The sequence below is a fragment of the Streptomyces sp. NPDC050439 genome (assembly GCF_040655335.1).
In the GTDB taxonomy this organism is placed as follows: Bacteria; Actinomycetota; Actinomycetes; order Streptomycetales; family Streptomycetaceae; genus Streptomyces.
Window position 1 is genome coordinate 646,499 of sequence record NZ_JBFAJT010000002.1, and the last position, 18,518, is coordinate 665,016.

Genomic DNA, 18,518 nt, shown 5'->3' on the forward strand with positions numbered 1-18,518 from the left:
CCGCTCAGCCGGTCCGCAGCCAGACCCGCAGCGGTCCTATCGGGCTGAACCCCTGGCGGACGGCGGCTTCGAGACTGTCGCCGCTCTCGTATCCGACGACCGGAAGGCCCGGCCAGAGCCGGGCGACCTCGGCGAGGCAGCCGGCCCAGGCGGACTCCTCGTCGGCCGAGGTGAACAGGTTGGAGACACCGACCACCGACGCGCTGCGGCTCGCGACGGCTCCCGCCACGATCCGCCCCTCTGAACGCGCGGCCAGGAACGTCGAGTTGCCGTCGAGCAGTTCGGGCCGGAACAGGCCATCGCTCTCGTCGCCGTCGTTCCAGGCGCTCTCCCACACGGGCAGCACATCGGCACTCTCGAGCGGCTCCCAGCTGACGCCGGGATGCCCCACGGGAGCCTCACCCGCCGACCGGTGAATCCATTGGGCCTCGAACAGCACCTCGAAGCCCCACGGCTCCAGGTCCAGGCAGGCGAAGCTGTCCTTGACGGAGCAGCCCGGTGACGCCGTGTCGATCCGGGCCACCAGGTCGGCCGCCGAGATGCCGGGGGTGAGCGAGACGGCGTCCGGATACAGCGGCGGCGTCCGCCGCGCGCTGCTCCACACCCCGGCCCCGAACTCCCCCGGCACCCCGTGCGCGCGGCAGACCGCGTCGCACCACTCGGCATTGTTGCGGGCCGCGGCCCCTGCCCACTCGCTCGCGATGATCACGAGCTGATCGTGCCAAGTGGGAGGGGCCGCGTCCACGGGATAAGCGCTCCAGGTCGAGCGCTGCGGGTCAGGAAGCCGGGCACCCCGCCGGGTCGGGCCGCGACGCGTCGCCGATCAAGGCCTCATGTGCTGCCTTGAGCCGCTTCACGTCGGGCTTGACGACCCTGCGGTCGTACGTCAGCAGACCGTTCAACTCGCCCTCCACATCCGAGATCTGGGTGTAGACGGCGCCGTTTCCGCCCTTGCAGGCGAGCGCACGGACCTCGTTCAGCTTGGTGAGGTAGTCCTCGGTGTACGTCGCCGGGTCCACGTCGACGTAACTCTGCTGGACGGACCAGGCATGGCCCGGCACCGCGAGTCCGAGACCGCCGTACTCGCCGTTGATCAGCGCCCGTTCGCCGTCGGGCTTGGGCGGCAGGGCCGGGCTCGGGTAGCCGTGCTCGTCCATGATGTCGCCGGTGCCGCCGTCGCGCCCGAGGTTGAGGCCCGACATGCCGTTGACCAGGCGGGTCGGGTCCCAGGACTTGGCCTGGGTGGCGATGCGGCCCTCGTCGTACTGGCCCCAGCCCTCGTTGAAGGTGACCCACATGACGATCGACGGGTGGTTCCAGTGCTCGTCGATCATCTGCTTCATCTCGGACTCGTACTGGGCCCGGGCTGCCGTGCCCGGGTTACGGCCCGCGTCCATCGACGGCATGTCCTGCCAGACCATCAGGCCCAGCTTGTCCGCCCAGTAGAACCAGCGGTCGGGCTCCACCTTGATGTGCTTGCGCACGGAGTTGAAGCCCATCTCCTTGTGCATCTTCAGGTCGTACGCGAGCGCCTCGTCGGTCGGCGCCGTGTGCAGACCGTCCGGCCAGAAGCCCTGGTCGAGCGTGGCCATCAGGAAGGCGGGCTTGCCGTTGAGCATGGTGCGCGGGGTGCCGTTCACCTTCTCCACGGCGATGGTCCGCATCCCGAAGTAGCTCTTGACGGTGTCGCGGCCGACGGTCACCTTCAGGTCGTAGAGGAAGGGCTTGTCCGGCGACCAGAGACGCGGGTCGGCGATCTTCAGCTTGAGCGGGCTGCCCGTTCGTCCGCTCGCCTCCGCGACCTTCTTCTTGCCCTCGTACGCGACCGCCCTGACCGGCACTCCGTCGCGTACGCCCTTGGGCTCGACGGTGACCTGCTTGGTGGCCACGTCGGGCGTGATCTTCAGCGAGTCGGCGTGGTCGGCGGCCACCGGCTCCATCCACACCGTCTGCCAGATGCCGGACGACGGGGTGTACCAGATGCCGCTGGGGTCGAGGCGCTGCTTGCCGACGGGCGGGTTCTCGCCGTCCTTGGAGTCGGTCGGGTCATAGACGCCGACGATCAGTTCCTGTGTCCTGCCCGGCTTCAGCGCGTCCGTGATGTCGGCGCTGAACTTGTCGTAGCCGCCCTTGTGTTCGGCGACCTTCTTGCCGTTCACGAAGACCTCGGACTGCCAGTCGACCGCGCCGAAGTTGAGCTTGAGGCGCTTGCCTTCGCCGACCTTCCAGTTCTGCGGGACGGTGAAGGTCCTGCGGTACCACATGCGGTCCTCGTGCCGTTCCAGGCCGGAGAGCTGGGACTCCACGGGGTAGGGGACGAGGATCTTCTCGCCGAGCTGCTTGCCGAACGGGGGCGCTTCGCCGGCCTTGGCCGAGGCGAACTGCCAGGTGCCGTTGAGGTTGCGCCAGGCGTCGCGGGTCAGCTGGGGGCGCGGGTACTCGGGGAGCACGTTGCCCGGCTTCACGTCGTCGGCGAACTTGGTGCGCAGCTGGTGCTCGGAGTGGTTGGGGCCGCTGCTCCAGAAGGCGGCGACCTCCTTGCCGTCGTCGCCCGCCAGGCCACCCTTGCCGTCGTAGCGGATGTCGGCGGTGCCCTTGGCGGTGCCCGTCTTGTTGCCCACGACGGGTTCCTTGAGGCCCACGAGGAGCGCGCGCGGGTCCTCGGGGTCGGCCTTGATCGTGCCGATGGGCCACTTGGCGCCGCCGATGACCGCCTCGATGTGGTCCGCGAGGCCGTTCGGGGGCACGCCGAGCTTCTGGGCGAAGTCCAGCTTCAGGGTGCGGCCGTCCTTGAGGACGGTGGCGGAGGTGGCGCCGTCGTACTCGAAGCCGTCGGGGAGGCGGAAGGCCGACTGCGGGACGGCCTTCTTCGTGCCGCCGGGCTCGGTCCAGCGCAGGTGGAGGTTGGAGCCGCCGTAGTGCTCGAAGTACTCGACCTTGATGTCGTAGGCCTTGCCGGCCTCCAACTCGAGCGGCTTGGCGGTCTGTTCCTTGTCCCAGTCGTCGACCCAGTGGTCGATGGCGAGCTTGCCGTCGACCCAGAGCCGGAAGCCGTTGTCGCCGATCATGGAGAAGGTGTGGGAGCCGGTCTTCTCCGGGACGACCTTGCCGGTCCAGCGGACGGTGGCGTCGTCGGCCTTGCCGGTGGCGAAGGCCAGGCGCGGGTCGAGGTTGTCGAAGTCGATCTTCTGATCGAAGCCGGTGGCCTTGAGCTCGTGGAAGTCGAAGGCACCGGGGGCGGACTGGGTGTAGTACTCGCCCTTCAGGCCGTGGATCTCGGGGGGTTCGTCGGCGGCCGTCGCGGCGGGGACCGCGGTGAGACCGGCGAAGGCGAGGGCGACGGTGAGCAGCAAAATCAGTCGCTGCCTGACGCGTCCGGGTCGGGTGGGGCGCACAGATCCTCCGTAGCTCGAAGCGGTGCTTGAAGGCTGAGGAAGGGGGTGGCGGCTGACCGCCGCAGTCTGTACAACGAATCTGTACAACGTTGGAAGGAACGGCAGTTGGCATGACAGCACGCTCTCCGGCGCGCTGTCCAGGGCCATGACAAACACCCCGGCACAGGGGTGCACCTCGACGCAGGGAGCTGCACGTGCGGGTTAGCCTCAAGGACGTCGCGGAGCGCGCGGGCGTCTCCATCAAGACCGTCTCGAACGTGGTGAACAAATATCAGCACGTCACCCCGGCGATGCGGGCGCGCGTGCAGGAGGCGATCGACGAGCTGGGCTACCGCCCGAACTTGACGGCACGTCACCTTCGAAAAGGGCGTACGGGCATCATCGCGCTCGCCGTCCCCGAGCTGGGCAACCCGTACTTCGCCGAACTGGCGGGCGCGGTCATCGACGCGGCCGCCGAGCACGACTTCACCGTCCTGCTCGACCACACCCGCGGCGACCGCGAGCAGGAGGTCCTGGTCAGCCAGGGTTTCCGGGCCCGGGTGATCGACGGTCTGATCATGAGCCCGCTGGAGCTGGAGTCGGCCGACCTGCTCGGCCGCGAGGACGACGTGCCGCTGGTGCTGCTCGGCGAGCGGCAGTACGACCTGCCCTACGACCACATCGCGATCGACAACGTGGCCGCGGCTCGCGCCGCGGTACGCCACCTCATCGGCCGCGGCCGCTCCCGCATCGCCTATCTCGGCGCCCGCACGGACTCCGCGAACCGCCCGGCGAACCTCCGGCTCCAGGGCTGGCGCGAGGAGTTGACGCAGGCGGGGATAGCCGCGCCGGACAGCCTGGTGGGCCCGGTCGGCGGCTGGAACCGCTGGGACGGGGCGAAGGCGATGGCGCGGATGCTGGACGCGGGGGTGCGGCCGGACGCGGTGTTCGCGTACAACGACCTGGTGGCGATCGGTGCCATGCGGGTGCTGCACGAACGCGGTCTGCGGGTGCCGTGGGACGTGGCGGTGGTCGGCTTCGACGACATCGCCGAGGGACAGTTCGGGGCGGTCACGCTGACCACGGTCTCACCGGACAAACAGGCCATCGCCCGGCTCGCGGTGGCCTCGCTGCTGCGCAGTCTGGAGGGTTCGGGAACGTCCGAGGGGCGTGAACTCACCGCCGAATTCCGCCTGGTGGAGCGGGAAAGCACGCTGGGACGACGCTGAACTGGCGAGTCGTCAGCTGAGGGCTCCCTGTGCGCGGAGGGTTTACAGCCTCCTTTCAACGATGTAAAAAGCTCCCCGTACCGCCGAGTTGACCGTAAGAGCCGATCCTCCCGTGAGCGCTCTCAGCGCCGGGGCCGCGCCGTTTTGGGGACTCCATGAAGCCGACCACACGCCTTAGCCGCATCTCAGCCAGGACCCTCCTCGCCGCCGGCCTCGCCGCGAGCCTCGCGCTCGCCACCGGATGCGCCAAGTCCGAGGACGACGGCGACAAGAGCTCCGCGTCGAAGGACCAGGGCGATTCCGGCCAGGTCGTCTCGGAACCGAGCGAGGGCAGCGGCCCGACCTGCGCGATAGACGCCTACGGCGGCAAGAAGCTCGACCTCAAGAGCGCCACCGTCGGCTTCTCCCAGTCCGAGAAGGAGGCCAACCCCTTCCGCATCGCGGAGACGGCGTCCATCAAGGCCGAGGCGAAGAAGCGCGGCGTCAAGCTCCTCACCGCCAACGCCCAGTCGCAGTTCTCCAAGCAGATCAGCGACGTCCAGGACCTCATCGCCAAGGGCGCGGACCTCCTAGTCATCGCACCGCTGAACTCCGACGGCTGGGAGCCCGTGCTGCGCTCGGCCTCCGCCAAGCACATCCCGATCATCACCATCGACCGCAAGATCAACGCCAAGGCCTGCAAGGACTACGTCAGCTTCATCGGCTCCGACTTCGTCGAGCAGGGCAAGCGCGCGGCCGACCAGATGATCAAGGCCACGGGCGGCAAGGGCAAGGTCGCGATCCTGCTCGGCTCCGCGGGCAACAACGTCACCACCGAGCGCACCAAGGGCTTCGAGGACCGCGTCAAGGAGAAGGCCCCCGACCTGAAGATCGTCTTCAAGCAGACGGGCGAGTTCGCCCGCGAGAAGGGCCAGTCGGTCACCGAGAACCTCATCCAGTCCAAGCCGGACATCAAGGGGATCTACGCCGAGAACGACGAGATGGGCCTCGGCGCGGTCAACGCCCTCAAGGGCGCGGGCAAGAAGGCCGGTGACGTGAAGATCGTGACGGTCGACGGAACCCGCAACGCCGTGCAGGGCATCGTCGACGGCTGGATCGACGGCGTCATCGAGTCGAACCCGCGCTTCGGCCCGCTGGCCTTCCAGACCCTGGACACCTTCACCAAGGGCACGAAGGTCTCGCAGGACATCGTCATCAAGGACAGCGCGTACACGAAGGACAACGCCAAGGCGGACCTCGGCAAGGCGTACTGAGATGTCCGACGTCCTCTCGGTCACCGGCCTCAGCAAGACGTTCCCGGGCGTACGGGCCCTGGACGGGGTCGACTTCACCGCACGCGCCGGTGAGGTGCACGCCCTGATCGGCGAGAACGGCGCGGGCAAGTCCACGCTGATCAAAGTCCTGACGGGCGTGTACGCACCGGACGCCGGCGCACTCACGTACAACGAGCGACAGGTCACGTTCGCCACGCCACTCGAGGCACAGCACGCGGGCATCTCCACCATCTACCAGGAGGTCAACCTCGTCCCCCTGATGAGCGTGGCCCGCAATCTCTTCCTCGGCCGCGAGCCCCGCGGCCGGCTCGGCCTCATCGACTTCCGCCGCATGCACCGCGAGGCTGACGAGGCCCTGCGGCGGCTCGGCATCCGCGTGGACGTGCGCCGCCCGCTGCGTGAACTGGGCGTCGGCACGCAGCAGATGGTGGCCCTGGCCCGAGCGGTCTCGGTCGACGCGCAGGTCGTCATCATGGACGAACCGACGTCGTCGCTCGAACCCCGCGAGGTCCAGACCCTGTTCGGCGTCATCCGCATGCTGCGGGACCGCGGGATCGCGGTGATCTACGTCAGCCACCGCCTGGAGGAGCTCTACGAGGTGTGCGACACGGTCACCGTGCTGCGCGACGGCAAGCTGGTGCACACGGGCCCCATCGCGGAACTCGACAGGCTGCGCCTCGTCTCGCTGATGCTGGGGCGCGAGGTCGGGGAAGTACGCGAGGAGGGAGTCACCAAGTTCTCCGGGGAACACGCCCCGAAGGCCGAACCAGTGCTTCAGGCACGTGATCTGACGATGCGCCACCACCTGCACGGTGTCTCCGTCGAGATCCGGCCCGGCGAAGTGGTGGGCCTGGGCGGCCTGCTCGGCTCGGGGCGCAGCGAGACGGCCAAGGCCATCGCGGGAGCGCTGCCGCCCGACTCCGGACGTGTGATGGTGGCGGGCGACGCGGTCCGCACCGGCTCGCCGCCCGCCGCCATCCGCGCCGGCATCAGCCTGCTCCCCGAGGACCGCAAGGCCGAGGGAATCGTCCCCGGCCTCTCCGTCCGCGAGAACATCGCACTCGCCGCCCTCCCGCGCCTCTCCCGCCTCGGCCTGGTGAACGAGGCGGCGATCGACAAGATCGTGGACACGTTCATGAAGCGGCTGCGCATCAAGGCGTCTGGTCCCCACCAGAAGGTGGGCGAACTGTCCGGCGGCAACCAGCAGAAGGTCCTGCTGGCCCGCTGGCTGGCGATGAACCCGAAGGTCCTCCTCCTCGACGAGCCCACCCGCGGCATCGACATCGGCGCGAAGGCCGAAGTCCAGAAGCTGATCGACGAACTGGCCGACGACGGCCTCGCGGTGCTCCTCATCTCCTCCGACATGGAGGAACTCATCGAAGGCTCCGACCGGGTCATCGTCCTCAAGGACGGCGCGGTGATCGAGGAATTGACGGGCTCCAAGGTCACGGAGGACGCCCTCATGCGAGCGATAGCCACCACCGGAGGCTCCGGAGACCACCATGACTGACCTCGCCACGGACGCCGTCGGCGCGAAAGCCCACGCCGACCGCGACCGCATCCTCGGCCTCCTCCAGAACTACGGCGTCTACCTGGGCGTGGCCGTCCTCCTGATCCTGAACATCGCCCTCACCCCGCACTTCCTGTCCGCCGAGAACTTCCGCACCCAGGCCGTCCAGGTCGCCCCCGTCCTCATCGTGGCCCTGGGCATGGCCCTGGCGATCGGCAGTGAGGGCGTGGACCTCTCCGTGGGTTCGGTGATGGCGCTCTCCACGTCCCTGCTCTCCCTCTACCTGGGCTACGGGACATGGATCGCGCTCATCGTCGCGCTCATCGGCGGCGCGGTCATCGGCGTCGCGAACGGCTCCCTCATCGCGTTCATCGGCGTCCAGCCCATCGTCGCGACGCTGGCGCTGATGGTCGCGGGCCGCGGACTCGCCCTTGTGCTGCTCCCCCAGCTCAAGGACGTCCGCGACCCGACCATGGCGTCCCTCGGCTCCGGTGACTTCCTCGGCATCCCCTACCTCGTCCTGATCGCCGCGGCCCTCGCGCTCATCGTGGCCTTCGTCGTCCGGCGCACCACCTTCGGGCGACAGCTCCTCGCCATCGGCGACAGCCGCCCGGCCGCGCGCCTCGCGGGACTCCCCGTGCGCCGCGTCCTGATCCTCGTGTACGTCTGCTCCGGCGTGCTCGCCGCCATCGCGGGCGTGCTGGCGACGGCCCGCCTGACCGCCAGCGACCCGACCTCGCTCGGCAACCTGATGGAACTGTCCGCGATCACCGCCGTCGTGGTCGGCGGCACTCCGCTCAGCGGCGGGCGCGTACGGATCGGTGGCACCGTCGCGGGCGCCGTACTGATCCAGCTGCTCACCGCCACGCTCATCAAGCACGATCTGCCGCCCTCCTGGACACAGATCGCCCAGGCGGTAGTGATCATTCTCGCCGTCTACGCGGCACGGGAGAGGGGCAAGCGGTGACCGGCACCGTCCTATCCGAGGCCAAGCCCATGAAGAAGCCCGAGGACGAGGAGACCGGAGCAAGCCGCTCCGAGCGCGTCAGCGCACTCGCCCAGCAGCACGGCGCCCTGGTCACCCTGGTGGTCGCCGTCATCGCGGCCTCGCTCAGCTTCGACACGTTCCTGACCGCCGACAACCTGGAGAACATGGCGGTCTCCTCCGCCTTCCTCGCGGTCGTCGCCCTCGGCATGACCTTCGTGATCATCACCGGCGGCATCGACCTCTCCGTCGGGTCCCTGTTCGCCCTCGGCGGCGTCCTGGCGGCCTGGGGATCGCAGTACGGGACGGCGGTGGCGCTGCTCCTGCCGCTGTCCGTGTGCGGACTCATCGGGCTCGTCAACGGCCTCCTCATCGCCCGCTCACGGCTGGCGCCCTTCATCGTGACGCTGGCCGCGATGCTGGGCGCGCGCGGCATCCTGCTTTCCATCACCGACGAGGGCTCCAAGACCTACCTCGTCGACAAGGACTCGTTCTTCGCGACGCTCGGCCAGGGCAAGTTCCTCGGCATCGGGGCCCCGGTCTGGATCACCCTCGCCCTCTTCGTCGTCGGCGCCGTGGTCCTGCGCCGCAGCCGCTTCGGCCAGTATGTGTACGCGGTCGGCGGCAACGAGGACGCGGCGGCCCTCATGGGCGCCCCCGTGGCCCGCACCAAGGTCACCGTCTACACCCTCTCCGGCCTGTGCGCGGGCCTCGCGGGCGCGCTCAACGCGGCCTGGCTGGTGTCGGGCGTCACCATCCTCGGCTCGGGCATGGAACTGGAGGCGATCTCCGCGGTCGTCATCGGCGGCACCCTGCTGACCGGCGGATTCGGCTTCATCAGCGGATCACTCGTCGGCGTACTGCTCCTGAAGGTCATCCAGAACGTCATCAACCAGATCGGCTCGCTCGACTCCGCCTACCAACAAGTGGTCAGCGGCGCCTTCCTGGCCCTCGTGGTGATCGCGCAGACGTGGCTGGGGCGCCGTCGCCGAGTGCTGTAGTCGCACGGACGCGGGGGCGGCTACATGGGGACGATCTGCCCCTTCCCCAGCGCGATCACGCCACCCTTCGACACCGTGTAGAGCTCCTCGTCCCGCTCGGGGTTGACGCCGATCGTCGCCCCGGGCGGGACGTCCACGTTCTTGTCCAGGACAGCGCCCCGCACCACCGCTCCCCTGCCCACGCGTACGTTGTCGTGGAGCACCGAGCCCTGCACGACCGCCCCGTCCTCGATCGTCACGCCCGGTGAGAGCACGGAGCGCGTCACCTGCCCCCGGATGACGCAGCCGGGGCTGACGATGGACTCGCTCGCGATGCCCGCCGCGCAGAACTTGGCGGGCGGCAGGCCGCCCGGATGCGTGTAGATCGGCCAGCGGCGGTTGTCCAGGTTGAAGACCGGCTGGTCGGAGATCAGGTCCATGTGCGCTTCGTAGTACGCGTCGAGCGTGCCGACGTCACGCCAGTAGCCGTGGTCGCGCGCGGTCTCCCCCGGCACGTGGTTGTCGTCGAAGTCGTAGACCTGGGCCAGGCCGCGCTCGGTGAGCATCGGCAGGATCGAACCGCCCATGTCGTGCTTGGAGTTGTCGTCCTCGGCGTCCTGCTGGATCGCGTCGACGAGGGTCTTCGTGGTGAAGATGTAGTTGCCCATAGAGGCGAACACCTCGTTGGGCGATCCCGGCAGCCCCGGCGGGTCGGTGGGCTTCTCCAGGAAGCGGTCGACGCGGGTGCCGTCCCGCGCGGGCGTGATGATGCCGAAGGAGGACGCCTCCGAGCGCGGCACCTTGATCCCCGCGACCGTGACCCCGGCGCCGCTCTCGAAGTGCTGGTTGAGCATCTGGCGCGGGTCCATGCGGTAGACGTGGTCGGCCCCGAACACCGCGATGTAGTCCGGCTGTTCGTCGTGGACGAGGTTGAGGGACTGCAGGATCGCGTCGGCGCTGCCCAAGTACCAGCGCGGGCCGAGGCGTTGCTGCGCCGGTACCGGGGTGACGTAGTTGCCGAGGAGGCTGGACATCCGCCAGGTGGTGGTCACGTGCCGGTCCAGGGAGTGCGACTTGTACTGGGTCAGCACACAGATCCGCATGACGTCGCCGTTGACGAGATTGGAGAGCACGAAGTCGACGAGGCGGTAGGTGCCGCCGAACGTGACCGCTGGTTTGGCCCGGTCGGCCGTGAGGGGTTGCAGGCGCTTGCCCTCACCGCCCGCCAGGACGATTCCGAGCACCGAAGGTCCACCGCGCATCGCGCCGCCCCCTTAACTGGGATCACTTGGACTCGAGTAACTCCTCGTACACGCGGGTCGTGTGGCGCGCGACCGCGTCCCAGCCGAACTCCCTGACGGCCCGGTCACGTCCGGCGGCGCCCATGCGGGTCGCGGCGCGCGGATCGGTGACCAGTTCGTTCAGGGCCTCCGCGAGCCGCGCCTCGAAGGCTGCCGGCTCCTTCTCCTCGTACGGGACGAGGAGGCCCGTGCTTTTGTCGGCGACGACCTCGGGGATGCCGCCGACGTCCGATGCCACGACCGGGGTGCCACAGGCCATCGCCTCCAGGTTCACGATGCCGAGCGGCTCGTACACCGACGGGCAGACGAACACGCGCGCATGCGTGAGGAGTTGGATGATCTGCTCGCGCGGCAGCATCTCCGGGATCCAGTGGACTCCCCCGCGGGCACCGCTCAGCTCCTCGAAGAGGGTGCGGAACTCGGCGTCGATCTGCGGGGTGTCGGGCGCTCCGGCACAGAGCACCAGCTGCGCGGCCGGGTCCAGCTCCTTTGCGGCGCGCAGCAGATGAGGCACCCCCTTCTGCCGGGTGATGCGTCCGACGAACAGGACGTACGGCCGCTGGGGGTCGATCCCCAGGTGTTCGAGGACGTCCGTGCCGGGAACCGGGCGGTACAGGGCGGTGTCGATGCCGTTGTGGACGACGCGCACCTTCGCCGGGTCGATGCCGGGATAGCAGGTGAGGATGTCGGTCCGCATGCCTCGCGATACGGCGATCACGGCGTCGGCGGACTCGACGGCGGTGCGCTCGGCCCAGCCGGACAGGGCGTACCCGCCGCCCAGTTGCTCGGCCTTCCACGGGCGCAGCGGCTCCAGGGAGTGCGCGGTCATGACGTGCGGGATGCCGTACAGGAGCTTCCCGATGTGGCCCGCGAGGTTGGCGTACCAGGTGTGGGAGTGGACGAGGTCGCAGCCCGTGAGAGCCGCCGCCATGGAGAGGTCCACGGAGAAGGTGCGCAGGGCGTCGTTGGCGTCGTCGAGCAAGTCCCAGGCCTGATGGCGCGTGGGGCCGTCGCCGGCCGCGCCGTCACCCCAGCAGTGCACGTCGACGTCGACGAGGGCCTCTAACTCCCGTGCGAGGAACTCGACATGGACGCCCGCTCCGCCGTAGACATCCGGGGGAAATTCCCGGGTGAGCAGTCCTACTCGCACGCAGAACCTCCGTCCGTCCACCCCAGCCGCCGGTCGTCCGCCCCCTCATGGTCACCCAGAAGCGCCCGGTGGGGAAGAGGCCCGCACGGACCTCCGGGGCGGCCGGTCGAAGCAGCAGTCCCCGCACAGGCCGCCGCCCGGGCACCGGTAGTAGAGACAGCAGCTGCGGCGGCGAAAGGCCGTGCCGCGCAGTGTCCCGGTGCCGCGCAGGTCAGGGTGGTCGAAGAGCTCGGCGGCCAGGGCCTGTGCCCGCTCCCCCGCTTCGGTACGTCCGGTGCGGCGCGCCCAGGTGTCCAGTTCGCGGGCCGCGCCGGCGAGCGCGGAGCCCGCGTTGCCCCACAGCAGGGGTGCGGAGACCCGGTACCGCGTGCGCAAGGCGTCGGCCAGCGGTGCCAGATGGGCGTGCTGCACGATGTCCCGGATGTTCGCGGCGTCACCCGGCCGCGTCCGCAGCTCGGTCAGCCACAGGTCATCGGGAGAGCTGCCGTCCGCGTCCCAGTGCAGCTGCCCCGGATCGAGGTCCGGCACCTCGCCGTGCAGCGCGGCCGAGCCGAGCGTCACGGACCACAGGCGCGCCGCGAGGCCCAGCTGCGCCACGGACACCGCGACGCGCGCGTCGGGCGCCCCGAGCTTGGCGGCGACCTTGTCGACGCGGAACGCGAGGGGTCCGTCGTCCCCCGCGTACAGCGGTGCCAGGGGCGTCACTTGGGGCCCTGCGGGCGGTGCGCCCGTGCGCAGGGCGAAGAATCCGCCGACGGAGCCGACTTCGGTCAGGTCGAGAGGGGCAGTCACGGCAGCAGAGCTTAGGCGTCCCGCCGGAACAGTGCCGTCCACAGGAACGGCTCGCCGAAGCGCGGGGAGTCGGCGGGCTCGTCGCGCATGCGGCGCAGCTCGACCTCCGTCAGGTCGGAGAAGATCCAGCGCAGGGACTCCGGCGTGTAGGCGAGGCCGCCCTGGAGTCCGGACGCGCGGTAGAAGTCCGCGTCGGGCAGTTCGGAGCCGGAACCCGCTTCACCGGCGGCGAAGGCGGTGAGGGCGAGGTGGCCGCCGGGGGCCAGGGCGCGCTCGACCAGGGAGAGATAGCTGATGCGGCGGTGGGGCGGCAGGTGGTGGAAGCAGCCCGAGTCATGGATCAGGTCGTAGGGGCCGCGCAGTGCGCTGTCGGTGAGCGCGAAGGCGTCGCCGCGGTGGAAGCGGATGTCGGCCCCGGCCTCGCGGGCCCGCTCCTCGGCCCAGTCCACGGCTGCCGGGGAGAGGTCGACGGCGTCCACCTGGAACCCCAGGGAGGCCAGGTACAGGGAATTGCGGCCGGGACCGCAGCCCAGATCGAGGGCGCGCCCCTGGGTGACGAGCCCTCGCTCGACGTACGAGGCCAGGTTCTCGTCCGGCTTCGCCACGAAGAACGGCACCGGCCGGTCGCGGTCGGTGTAGAAGCCGTCCCACCAGCTCGCCGCGTCGGCGGTCCAACGGTCGGCCTCCGGCGCGAACAGGCCGTCCATGAGCTTCAGGACGTCGTCGACGCTGCGTATGTTCCGGTGCATCCGGACCCCTTTCCACGAGGACCGAGGATATGGTCCAGCAAGAATTTTCGAGATTTCGGATGATCCACCGAACTGTCGCGTAACCCACCCGGGGGAGGACATCTCCCGGGTCGTACTCCATCGGTAGTAGGACCCAATGCCTGCTGAGGTACGACGACGTGGAGCCAAATTCGCGAGATCGTGGTGTGTATGGAAGCCGACCGTTCGCCGCGCCGGACGCCCCGGGCCCACCAGGGGGCGCAACGCAAGCCGTGGAGCACCTCATGAGTGCCCTCACGCTCGCCGTGCTGCTCTCCCTCGTCTCCGCCGTGGCGTACGCGGGCGGGGCCATTCTGCAGGAGCGCGTCGCCGTCAGCATGCCGGAGCGGCGGTACGCACCGCTGCGCCGCGGTGCCTGGTGGGTCGCCATCGCGCTGAACGGCCTGGGTGCGCTGCTGCACGTGGTGGCGCTCGCGTACGGGCCGCTGAGCCTGGTGCAGCCGCTCGGCGCCCTCACCATCGTCTTCGCGCTGCCGATGGCCGCGCTCTTCGTGCGCCGCAAGGCGGGGGCCACCGCGTGGCGCGGGGCGATCATGGCGACGGTGGGTCTGGCCGGGCTGCTCTCGCTGACGCAGTCGGCGGACGTGCAGTCCCTGGACGGCACCGAGCGGGTCATGGTGGCGCTGATGACCGCGGGCGCCGTGGTGACGCTCATGGTCGTGGCGCACGCGGTGCACCGTCACCCGGTGGTGCGCAGTGTGCTGCTCGCCAGCGCGGCGGGCGTCGCCTTCGGCATCGCCTCGGTGTTCACCAAGACCGTGGCGGTGGATCTGGACGCCGGCATCTCGCTGACGGAGCAGGTGCCGAGCCTCGCCGTGATCGCTGTCCTGGCCGGTGCCGGTGTCCTGATCTCGCAGGCCTCCTACCGCGGCGCGGGCCTCGCGGCTCCGCTGTCGACCGTGACGGTCGTGAACCCCGTGGTGGCGGCCGCGGTGGGTCTCACGCTCTTCGGCGAATCGTTCCGCTACGGCTCCGCGGGCACGGCCGTCGCGCTGGGCTTCGGGGTCGTCGCGGCCGGCGGTCTGATCCTGCTGACCACGGAGCGGATCGGGGCGGCGCAGGGTGCCGCGGCCTCGACGGTCCAGGTCGCCAAGGGCGGCCCTGTGGCGACGGACGCCGTGGCGCACGAGGAGCAGCCCGATGAGCGGGCGCACGAGCTGCCCGCCGTGCCGTCCCAGCCCGCGTCCGGACCGCACCGGCGGGTGCTGTTCCGCCATGGCCACGGCCGCGAACGCATCGGCTCCTGAGGCCCGCGCGGCGGCCTTGCGGCCGCCGCGTCAGATCCGGACGCCGCCCGCCCGCAGATACGCCAGTGGGTCGACGTCGGAGCCAAAGCCCGGTCCTGTACGGATCTCGAAGTGCAGGTGCGGGCCCGTGCTGTTGCCCGTGGACCCCGAGCGCGCGATGCGCTGACCGGCGCCCACCTTCTGCCCGGCCTTCACGGTGAGCGCCGAGAGATGGCCGTACTGGGAGTACTTGCCGTCGCCGTGCCGGATCACCACTTCGTAGCCGTACGAGCCGCCCCAGCCGGATGACACGACCGTGCCCGCGGCGACGGCCTTCACCGAGGTGCCGGTGGCCACGGGGAAGTCCACACCCGTGTGGTAGCCCTTCGACCAGGAGCCGCCCGCGGCGCGGTAGGGGGTGCTGGGCGAGGCGGCCACGGGGGCGGACATGCCCTGCGTGGCCTGGGCGGGCTTCGCCTTCTTCGGCTCGGCCTTCTGGGCCTGGGGCTTCGGCTTAGGCTCGGCCTTGGGCTCGGCCCGCTGCTTGGGCTGCGTACGCGGCTTCGGCGCGGCCTCCGCCTTCTGGCCCTTCTTCTGCGCCTGCATCGCGAGCCGCTGGCCGGGCGTGATCAGGTCGGGGTCGGCGCCGATCGTCGAGCGGTTGGCCTCGTACAACTGCCGCCAGCCGCCGCTCACCCGGCGCTCGCCGGCGATCCCGGAGAGCGTGTCGCCGCGGACGACGGTGTACATCTGGCCGCGGCCCGCGGTGGACTGCGGGGTCACCTCCGGCTTGACGTCCTTGACCTCGCGCTGCGGGGCTTTCGGCGCGGCCTTCTTGGGCGCGCTCATCGGCGTGATGTCGGGCGCGTCACCGCCCCGCGTCAGGCCTGCCCGCTCCGAGCAGACCGGCCAGGCCTGCGGCCCCTGTGCCTTGAGGACCTTCTCGGCGACGGCTATCTGCTGGTGCTTGGTGGCGCGGTCGGCGCGCGGGGCGTAGGCGGTGCCGCCGTACGCCTCCCAGGTGGACTGCTTGAACTGGAGGCCGCCGTAGTAGCCGTTGCCGGTGTTGATGCTCCAGTTGCTGGTGGACTCGCAGGCGGCGACCTTGTTCCAGGTGTCGACGTCGGCGGCCTCCGCCGTGCCCGTGCCGATCAGCGGCAGCGCCATCCCGGCGCCGCCCGCCGTGACGGTCAGCGAAGCTCGGTTGATCCGGTTCGGCTGGTACCGGCGGTGCCGACCGCGTACGGCCATGAGAGCTCCCTCAGTCACACACATCACAGTCACGTCGGACACACGACAAGGCGGCAAGTTAGCCGCTCCGACCGAGGCGTGACAAGGGCGCGCGACCGAGGGAACGCACCACCGGTCAGCCCTTCAAGTGCTCCGGGAGCCACTGGAGTTGGACACTTTGCTGGTAGGGGCCACCGCCCTCATGATCGTTGAAGGAGTACACCTCCATCGAACGTTCCGCTCCCGCGTAGGCGTTGTGGGCGGCGAAGACAGTGGACGGCGGGCACGTCATGTCCTCCAAAGCCGCCGAGAAGAGCGCGGGCGCCGTGCCGCGTGCCGCGAAGTGCACGCCGTCGAAGTAGGAGAGCGTACGGAAGACGCGCTCCTCGACGCCGCGCTTCGCCTTCATGTAGAGCGCGATCTCCCGGTAGGGCGGCCGGTCGGTGAGGGTCGTGGCGCGCGGGAAATCGCACAGGAACGGCACGTCGGCCGCGATCGCCGCCAGATCCGGGACGAGTCCGCCGACGGCGAGGGTGATGCCGCCGCCCTGGCTGCCGCCGACCGCCGCGATCCGCGAGGAGTCCACCAGCGGATGCGCGCGGGCCGCCTCGACCGCCCGTACGCCGTCGGTGAAGACGCGCCGGTAGTAGTACTCGTGGGGGTCCTCGATGCCGCGCGTCATGTAGCCGGGGTAGGCGGGCCCGCTGCCGACCGGGTCGGGGGTGTCGCCCGCCGAACCGCCGCTGCCCTGACCCCGGGTGTCCATCACGAAGTGCGCGAAGCCCGCGGCCGACCACAGCAGCCGCTCGTGCGGGAGGCCGCGGCCGCCGCCGTATCCGATGTACTCGACGACGGCGGGCAGCGGCTCGGTCGTCCCGGCGGGCAGTATCAGCCAGCCCTTGACCGGGTGGCCGCCGAACCCGGCGAACGTCACGTCGAAGACGTCGACCGTGTTCAGGTGCGCGTCGACGGGAGTGAAGCGGGCGTCCAGGTCGTGCTCGCGTGCGGCCGAAAGGGTCTTCTCCCAGAACGCGTCGAAGTCCTCGGGCTCGGTCACCTCGGGCCGGTAGCGGCGCAGTTCGTCGAGCGGCATGTCGAAATGGGGCACGGGCGGCTCCTCCGTCGGACACAGTGTCGGAATGTCACGCTACGCCGCGGGGCAATACTGGCGAACACCTCCGGCACTTCCACCTCAGGAGTCACGGCATGAGCAGCACGTCAGCCCAGATCGGTGTCACCGGCCTCGCGGTCATGGGGCGCAATCTGGCCCGCAACTTCGCACGCAACGGCTACACCGTCGCCCTGCACAACCGCACGGCGGCCAAGACGCACGCGCTGGTCGAGGAGTTCGGCGACGAGGGCGAGTTCATCGCCACCGAGACCGCCAAGGAGTTCGTGGCGGCGCTCGAACGCCCGCGCCGCCTCGTGATCATGGTGAAAGCCGGCGAGCCCACGGACGCCGTCATCAAGGAGTTCGCGCCGCTCATGGAGCCGGGCGACATGATCATCGACGGGGGCAACGCGCACTTCGCGGACACGCGGCGCCGCGAGCGTGAACTGCGCGAGCGGGACATCCACTTCGTCGGCACGGGCGTCTCCGGCGGCGAGGAGGGCGCACTGCTCGGCCCGAGCATCATGCCGGGCGGCTCCGCTGAGTCGTACGCCTCGCTGGGCCCGATGCTGGAGAAGATCTCGGCGAAGGCGAAGGACGGTTCGCCGTGCGTCACCCACGTCGGCCCGGACGGCGCGGGGCACTTCGTGAAGATGGTGCACAACGGCATCGAGTACGCGGACATGCAGTTGATCGCCGAGGCGTATCAGCTCCTGCGCGATGTGGCGGGCTACTCCCCCGCCCAGATCGCGGACATCTTCCGCACCTGGAACACCGGCCGCCTCGACTCCTACCTGATCGAGATCACGGCGGAGGTCCTCAAGCACGTGGACGCCGCGACGGGTGAGCCGTTCGTGGACGTGGTCCAGGACCAGGCCGAGCAGAAGGGCACCGGCCGCTGGACGGTGCAGATCGCCCTCGATCTGGGCGTCCCGGTGTCGGGGATCGCGGAGGCGGTGTTCGCACGGTCGCTTTCCGGCCACTCCGAACTGCGGGCGGCGTCCAAGGACTTGGCGGGGCCGACCGCCCGCCCACTGGACGAGGCGGAGGCGGCCGCCTTCGCCGACCAGGTCGAGCAGGCGCTGTACGCCTCGAAGATCGTGTCGTACACGCAGGGCTTCCATGAGGTCGCCGCGGGCAGCGAGGAGTACGGCTGGGACATCGACCTGGGCGCGGTCGCCGCCATCTGGCGCGGCGGCTGCATCATCCGCGCCGCTTTCCTGGACCGCATCCGCGCCGCGTACGACACGCGCGCGGATCTGCCGAGCCTGCTGTCGGACAAGACGTTCGCGCAGGAGATCGGCGCGGCCCAGGACGACTGGCGCGCGGTCCTGGTCGCGGCCACCCGGCAGGGTGTCCCCACGCCGGGCTTCTCGGCGGCCCTCGCGTACTACGACGCGCTGCGCGCGGCCCGGCTGCCGGCCGCGCTCACACAGGGGCAGCGGGACTTCTTCGGGGCGCACACCTACCGGCGTACGGACCGAGAGGGTTCGTTCCACACGCTGTGGGGCGGGGACCGCTCGGAGGTGCAGGCCTAGGGCCTGTCCACTCCGGCGGTCTCCCTGCCT

15 protein-coding genes are annotated in these 18,518 nt (G+C 70.1%); 7 read left to right on the plus strand and 8 right to left on the minus strand.

Annotation, left to right across the window (positions count from 1 at the left end):
- Positions 1-4: 4 nt before the first annotated feature.
- Complete coding sequence (locus AB0I66_RS10095) at positions 5-709, minus strand: hypothetical protein (RefSeq protein WP_363207288.1); 705 nt, start codon at positions 707-709, stop codon at positions 5-7.
- A 67-nt stretch (positions 710-776) separates the two neighbouring features.
- A complete protein-coding gene (locus AB0I66_RS10100) occupies positions 777-3,395 on the minus strand; it encodes a PA14 domain-containing protein (RefSeq protein WP_363207289.1) in 2,619 nt (872 codons plus the stop codon).
- A 194-nt stretch (positions 3,396-3,589) separates the two neighbouring features.
- Between AB0I66_RS10100 and AB0I66_RS10105 the strand changes: the two genes are divergently transcribed.
- The 5 genes from AB0I66_RS10105 to AB0I66_RS10125 all read left to right on the plus strand — a co-directional run bounded on the left by AB0I66_RS10105 (position 3,590) and on the right by AB0I66_RS10125 (position 9,373).
- Positions 3,590-4,603 (plus strand): LacI family DNA-binding transcriptional regulator, encoded by a 1,014-nt coding sequence (locus AB0I66_RS10105; RefSeq protein ID WP_363207290.1) that lies wholly within the window; start codon positions 3,590-3,592, stop codon positions 4,601-4,603.
- A gap of 155 nt (positions 4,604-4,758) precedes the next feature.
- The gene (locus tag AB0I66_RS10110; protein ID WP_363207291.1) at positions 4,759-5,856 is read left to right on the plus strand and encodes an ABC transporter substrate-binding protein; all 1,098 of its coding nucleotides are present in this window, start codon (positions 4,759-4,761) and stop codon (positions 5,854-5,856) included.
- Between the two features lies 1 nt (position 5,857).
- Positions 5,858-7,387, plus strand: a complete 1,530-nt coding sequence (locus AB0I66_RS10115; protein WP_363207292.1) for a sugar ABC transporter ATP-binding protein — start codon at positions 5,858-5,860, stop codon at positions 7,385-7,387.
- Positions 7,380-8,354, plus strand: coding sequence for an ABC transporter permease (locus tag AB0I66_RS10120; protein ID WP_363207293.1), 975 nt, complete (start codon positions 7,380-7,382; stop codon positions 8,352-8,354). The genes AB0I66_RS10115 and AB0I66_RS10120 overlap by 8 nt, the downstream gene beginning before the upstream one ends.
- Positions 8,355-8,383: 29 nt before the next feature.
- On the plus strand, positions 8,384-9,373 hold the full coding sequence (locus tag AB0I66_RS10125; protein ID WP_363207866.1) for an ABC transporter permease: 990 nt from the start codon (positions 8,384-8,386) through the stop codon (positions 9,371-9,373).
- A 20-nt stretch (positions 9,374-9,393) separates the two neighbouring features.
- On the opposite strand, the gene glgC is transcribed toward AB0I66_RS10125, so the two are convergent.
- Genes glgC through AB0I66_RS10145 form a run of 4 tightly spaced genes read right to left on the minus strand, consistent with a single transcriptional unit; the run spans position 9,394 to position 13,344 of the window.
- Positions 9,394-10,614 carry a glucose-1-phosphate adenylyltransferase gene (gene glgC, locus AB0I66_RS10130; RefSeq protein ID WP_363207294.1) on the minus strand — a complete coding sequence of 407 codons (1,221 nt, stop codon included), beginning with the start codon at positions 10,612-10,614 and terminating at the stop codon, positions 9,394-9,396.
- Positions 10,615-10,636: 22 nt separating this feature from the next.
- A complete protein-coding gene (gene glgA / locus AB0I66_RS10135; RefSeq protein WP_363207295.1) occupies positions 10,637-11,803 on the minus strand; it encodes a glycogen synthase in 1,167 nt (388 codons plus the stop codon).
- A 51-nt stretch (positions 11,804-11,854) separates the two neighbouring features.
- Positions 11,855-12,595, minus strand: a complete 741-nt coding sequence (locus AB0I66_RS10140; RefSeq protein WP_363207296.1) for a (2Fe-2S)-binding protein — start codon at positions 12,593-12,595, stop codon at positions 11,855-11,857.
- A gap of 11 nt (positions 12,596-12,606) precedes the next feature.
- Positions 12,607-13,344 (minus strand): class I SAM-dependent methyltransferase, encoded by a 738-nt coding sequence (locus AB0I66_RS10145; protein ID WP_363207297.1) that lies wholly within the window; start codon positions 13,342-13,344, stop codon positions 12,607-12,609.
- Between the two features lie 263 nt (positions 13,345-13,607).
- Here AB0I66_RS10145 and AB0I66_RS10150 point away from each other — a divergent pair, with 263 nt between their 5' ends.
- Positions 13,608-14,630 carry a DMT family transporter gene (locus AB0I66_RS10150; RefSeq protein ID WP_363207298.1) on the plus strand — a complete coding sequence of 341 codons (1,023 nt, stop codon included), beginning with the start codon at positions 13,608-13,610 and terminating at the stop codon, positions 14,628-14,630.
- A 30-nt stretch (positions 14,631-14,660) separates the two neighbouring features.
- Here AB0I66_RS10150 and AB0I66_RS10155 read toward each other — a convergent pair whose 3' ends face one another.
- Together AB0I66_RS10155 and AB0I66_RS10160 are read right to left on the minus strand one after the other, a co-directional pair.
- Positions 14,661-15,860: a transglycosylase family protein gene (locus tag AB0I66_RS10155; protein ID WP_363207299.1), complete on the minus strand. Its 1,200-nt coding sequence runs from the start codon at positions 15,858-15,860 to the stop codon at positions 14,661-14,663.
- A gap of 115 nt (positions 15,861-15,975) precedes the next feature.
- The gene (locus AB0I66_RS10160) at positions 15,976-16,947 is read right to left on the minus strand and encodes an acetylxylan esterase (RefSeq protein WP_363207300.1); all 972 of its coding nucleotides are present in this window, start codon (positions 16,945-16,947) and stop codon (positions 15,976-15,978) included.
- Between the two features lie 98 nt (positions 16,948-17,045).
- Between AB0I66_RS10160 and gndA the strand changes: the two genes are divergently transcribed.
- Positions 17,046-18,488 (plus strand): NADP-dependent phosphogluconate dehydrogenase, encoded by a 1,443-nt coding sequence (gndA, locus tag AB0I66_RS10165; RefSeq protein WP_363207301.1) that lies wholly within the window; start codon positions 17,046-17,048, stop codon positions 18,486-18,488.
- Positions 18,489-18,518: the final 30 nt, after the last annotated feature.

What these genes read in the sequence shown, in the direction of transcription:
- AB0I66_RS10110 (WP_363207291.1), top strand. Translation starts at nt 4,759, where the DNA reads ATGAAGCCGACCACACGCCTTAGCCGCATCTCAGCCAGGACCCTCCTC.
- AB0I66_RS10155 (WP_363207299.1), bottom strand. Translation starts at nt 15,860, where the DNA reads ATGGCCGTACGCGGTCGGCACCGCCGGTACCAGCCGAACCGGATCAAC.
- gndA (WP_363207301.1), top strand. Translation starts at nt 17,046, where the DNA reads ATGAGCAGCACGTCAGCCCAGATCGGTGTCACCGGCCTCGCGGTCATG.
- glgC (WP_363207294.1), bottom strand. Translation starts at nt 10,614, where the DNA reads ATGCGCGGTGGACCTTCGGTGCTCGGAATCGTCCTGGCGGGCGGTGAG.
- AB0I66_RS10150 (WP_363207298.1), top strand. Translation starts at nt 13,608, where the DNA reads ATGAGTGCCCTCACGCTCGCCGTGCTGCTCTCCCTCGTCTCCGCCGTG.
- AB0I66_RS10145 (WP_363207297.1), bottom strand. Translation starts at nt 13,344, where the DNA reads ATGCACCGGAACATACGCAGCGTCGACGACGTCCTGAAGCTCATGGAC.
- AB0I66_RS10115 (WP_363207292.1), top strand. Translation starts at nt 5,858, where the DNA reads ATGTCCGACGTCCTCTCGGTCACCGGCCTCAGCAAGACGTTCCCGGGC.
- AB0I66_RS10125 (WP_363207866.1), top strand. Translation starts at nt 8,384, where the DNA reads ATGAAGAAGCCCGAGGACGAGGAGACCGGAGCAAGCCGCTCCGAGCGC.
- AB0I66_RS10120 (WP_363207293.1), top strand. Translation starts at nt 7,380, where the DNA reads ATGACTGACCTCGCCACGGACGCCGTCGGCGCGAAAGCCCACGCCGAC.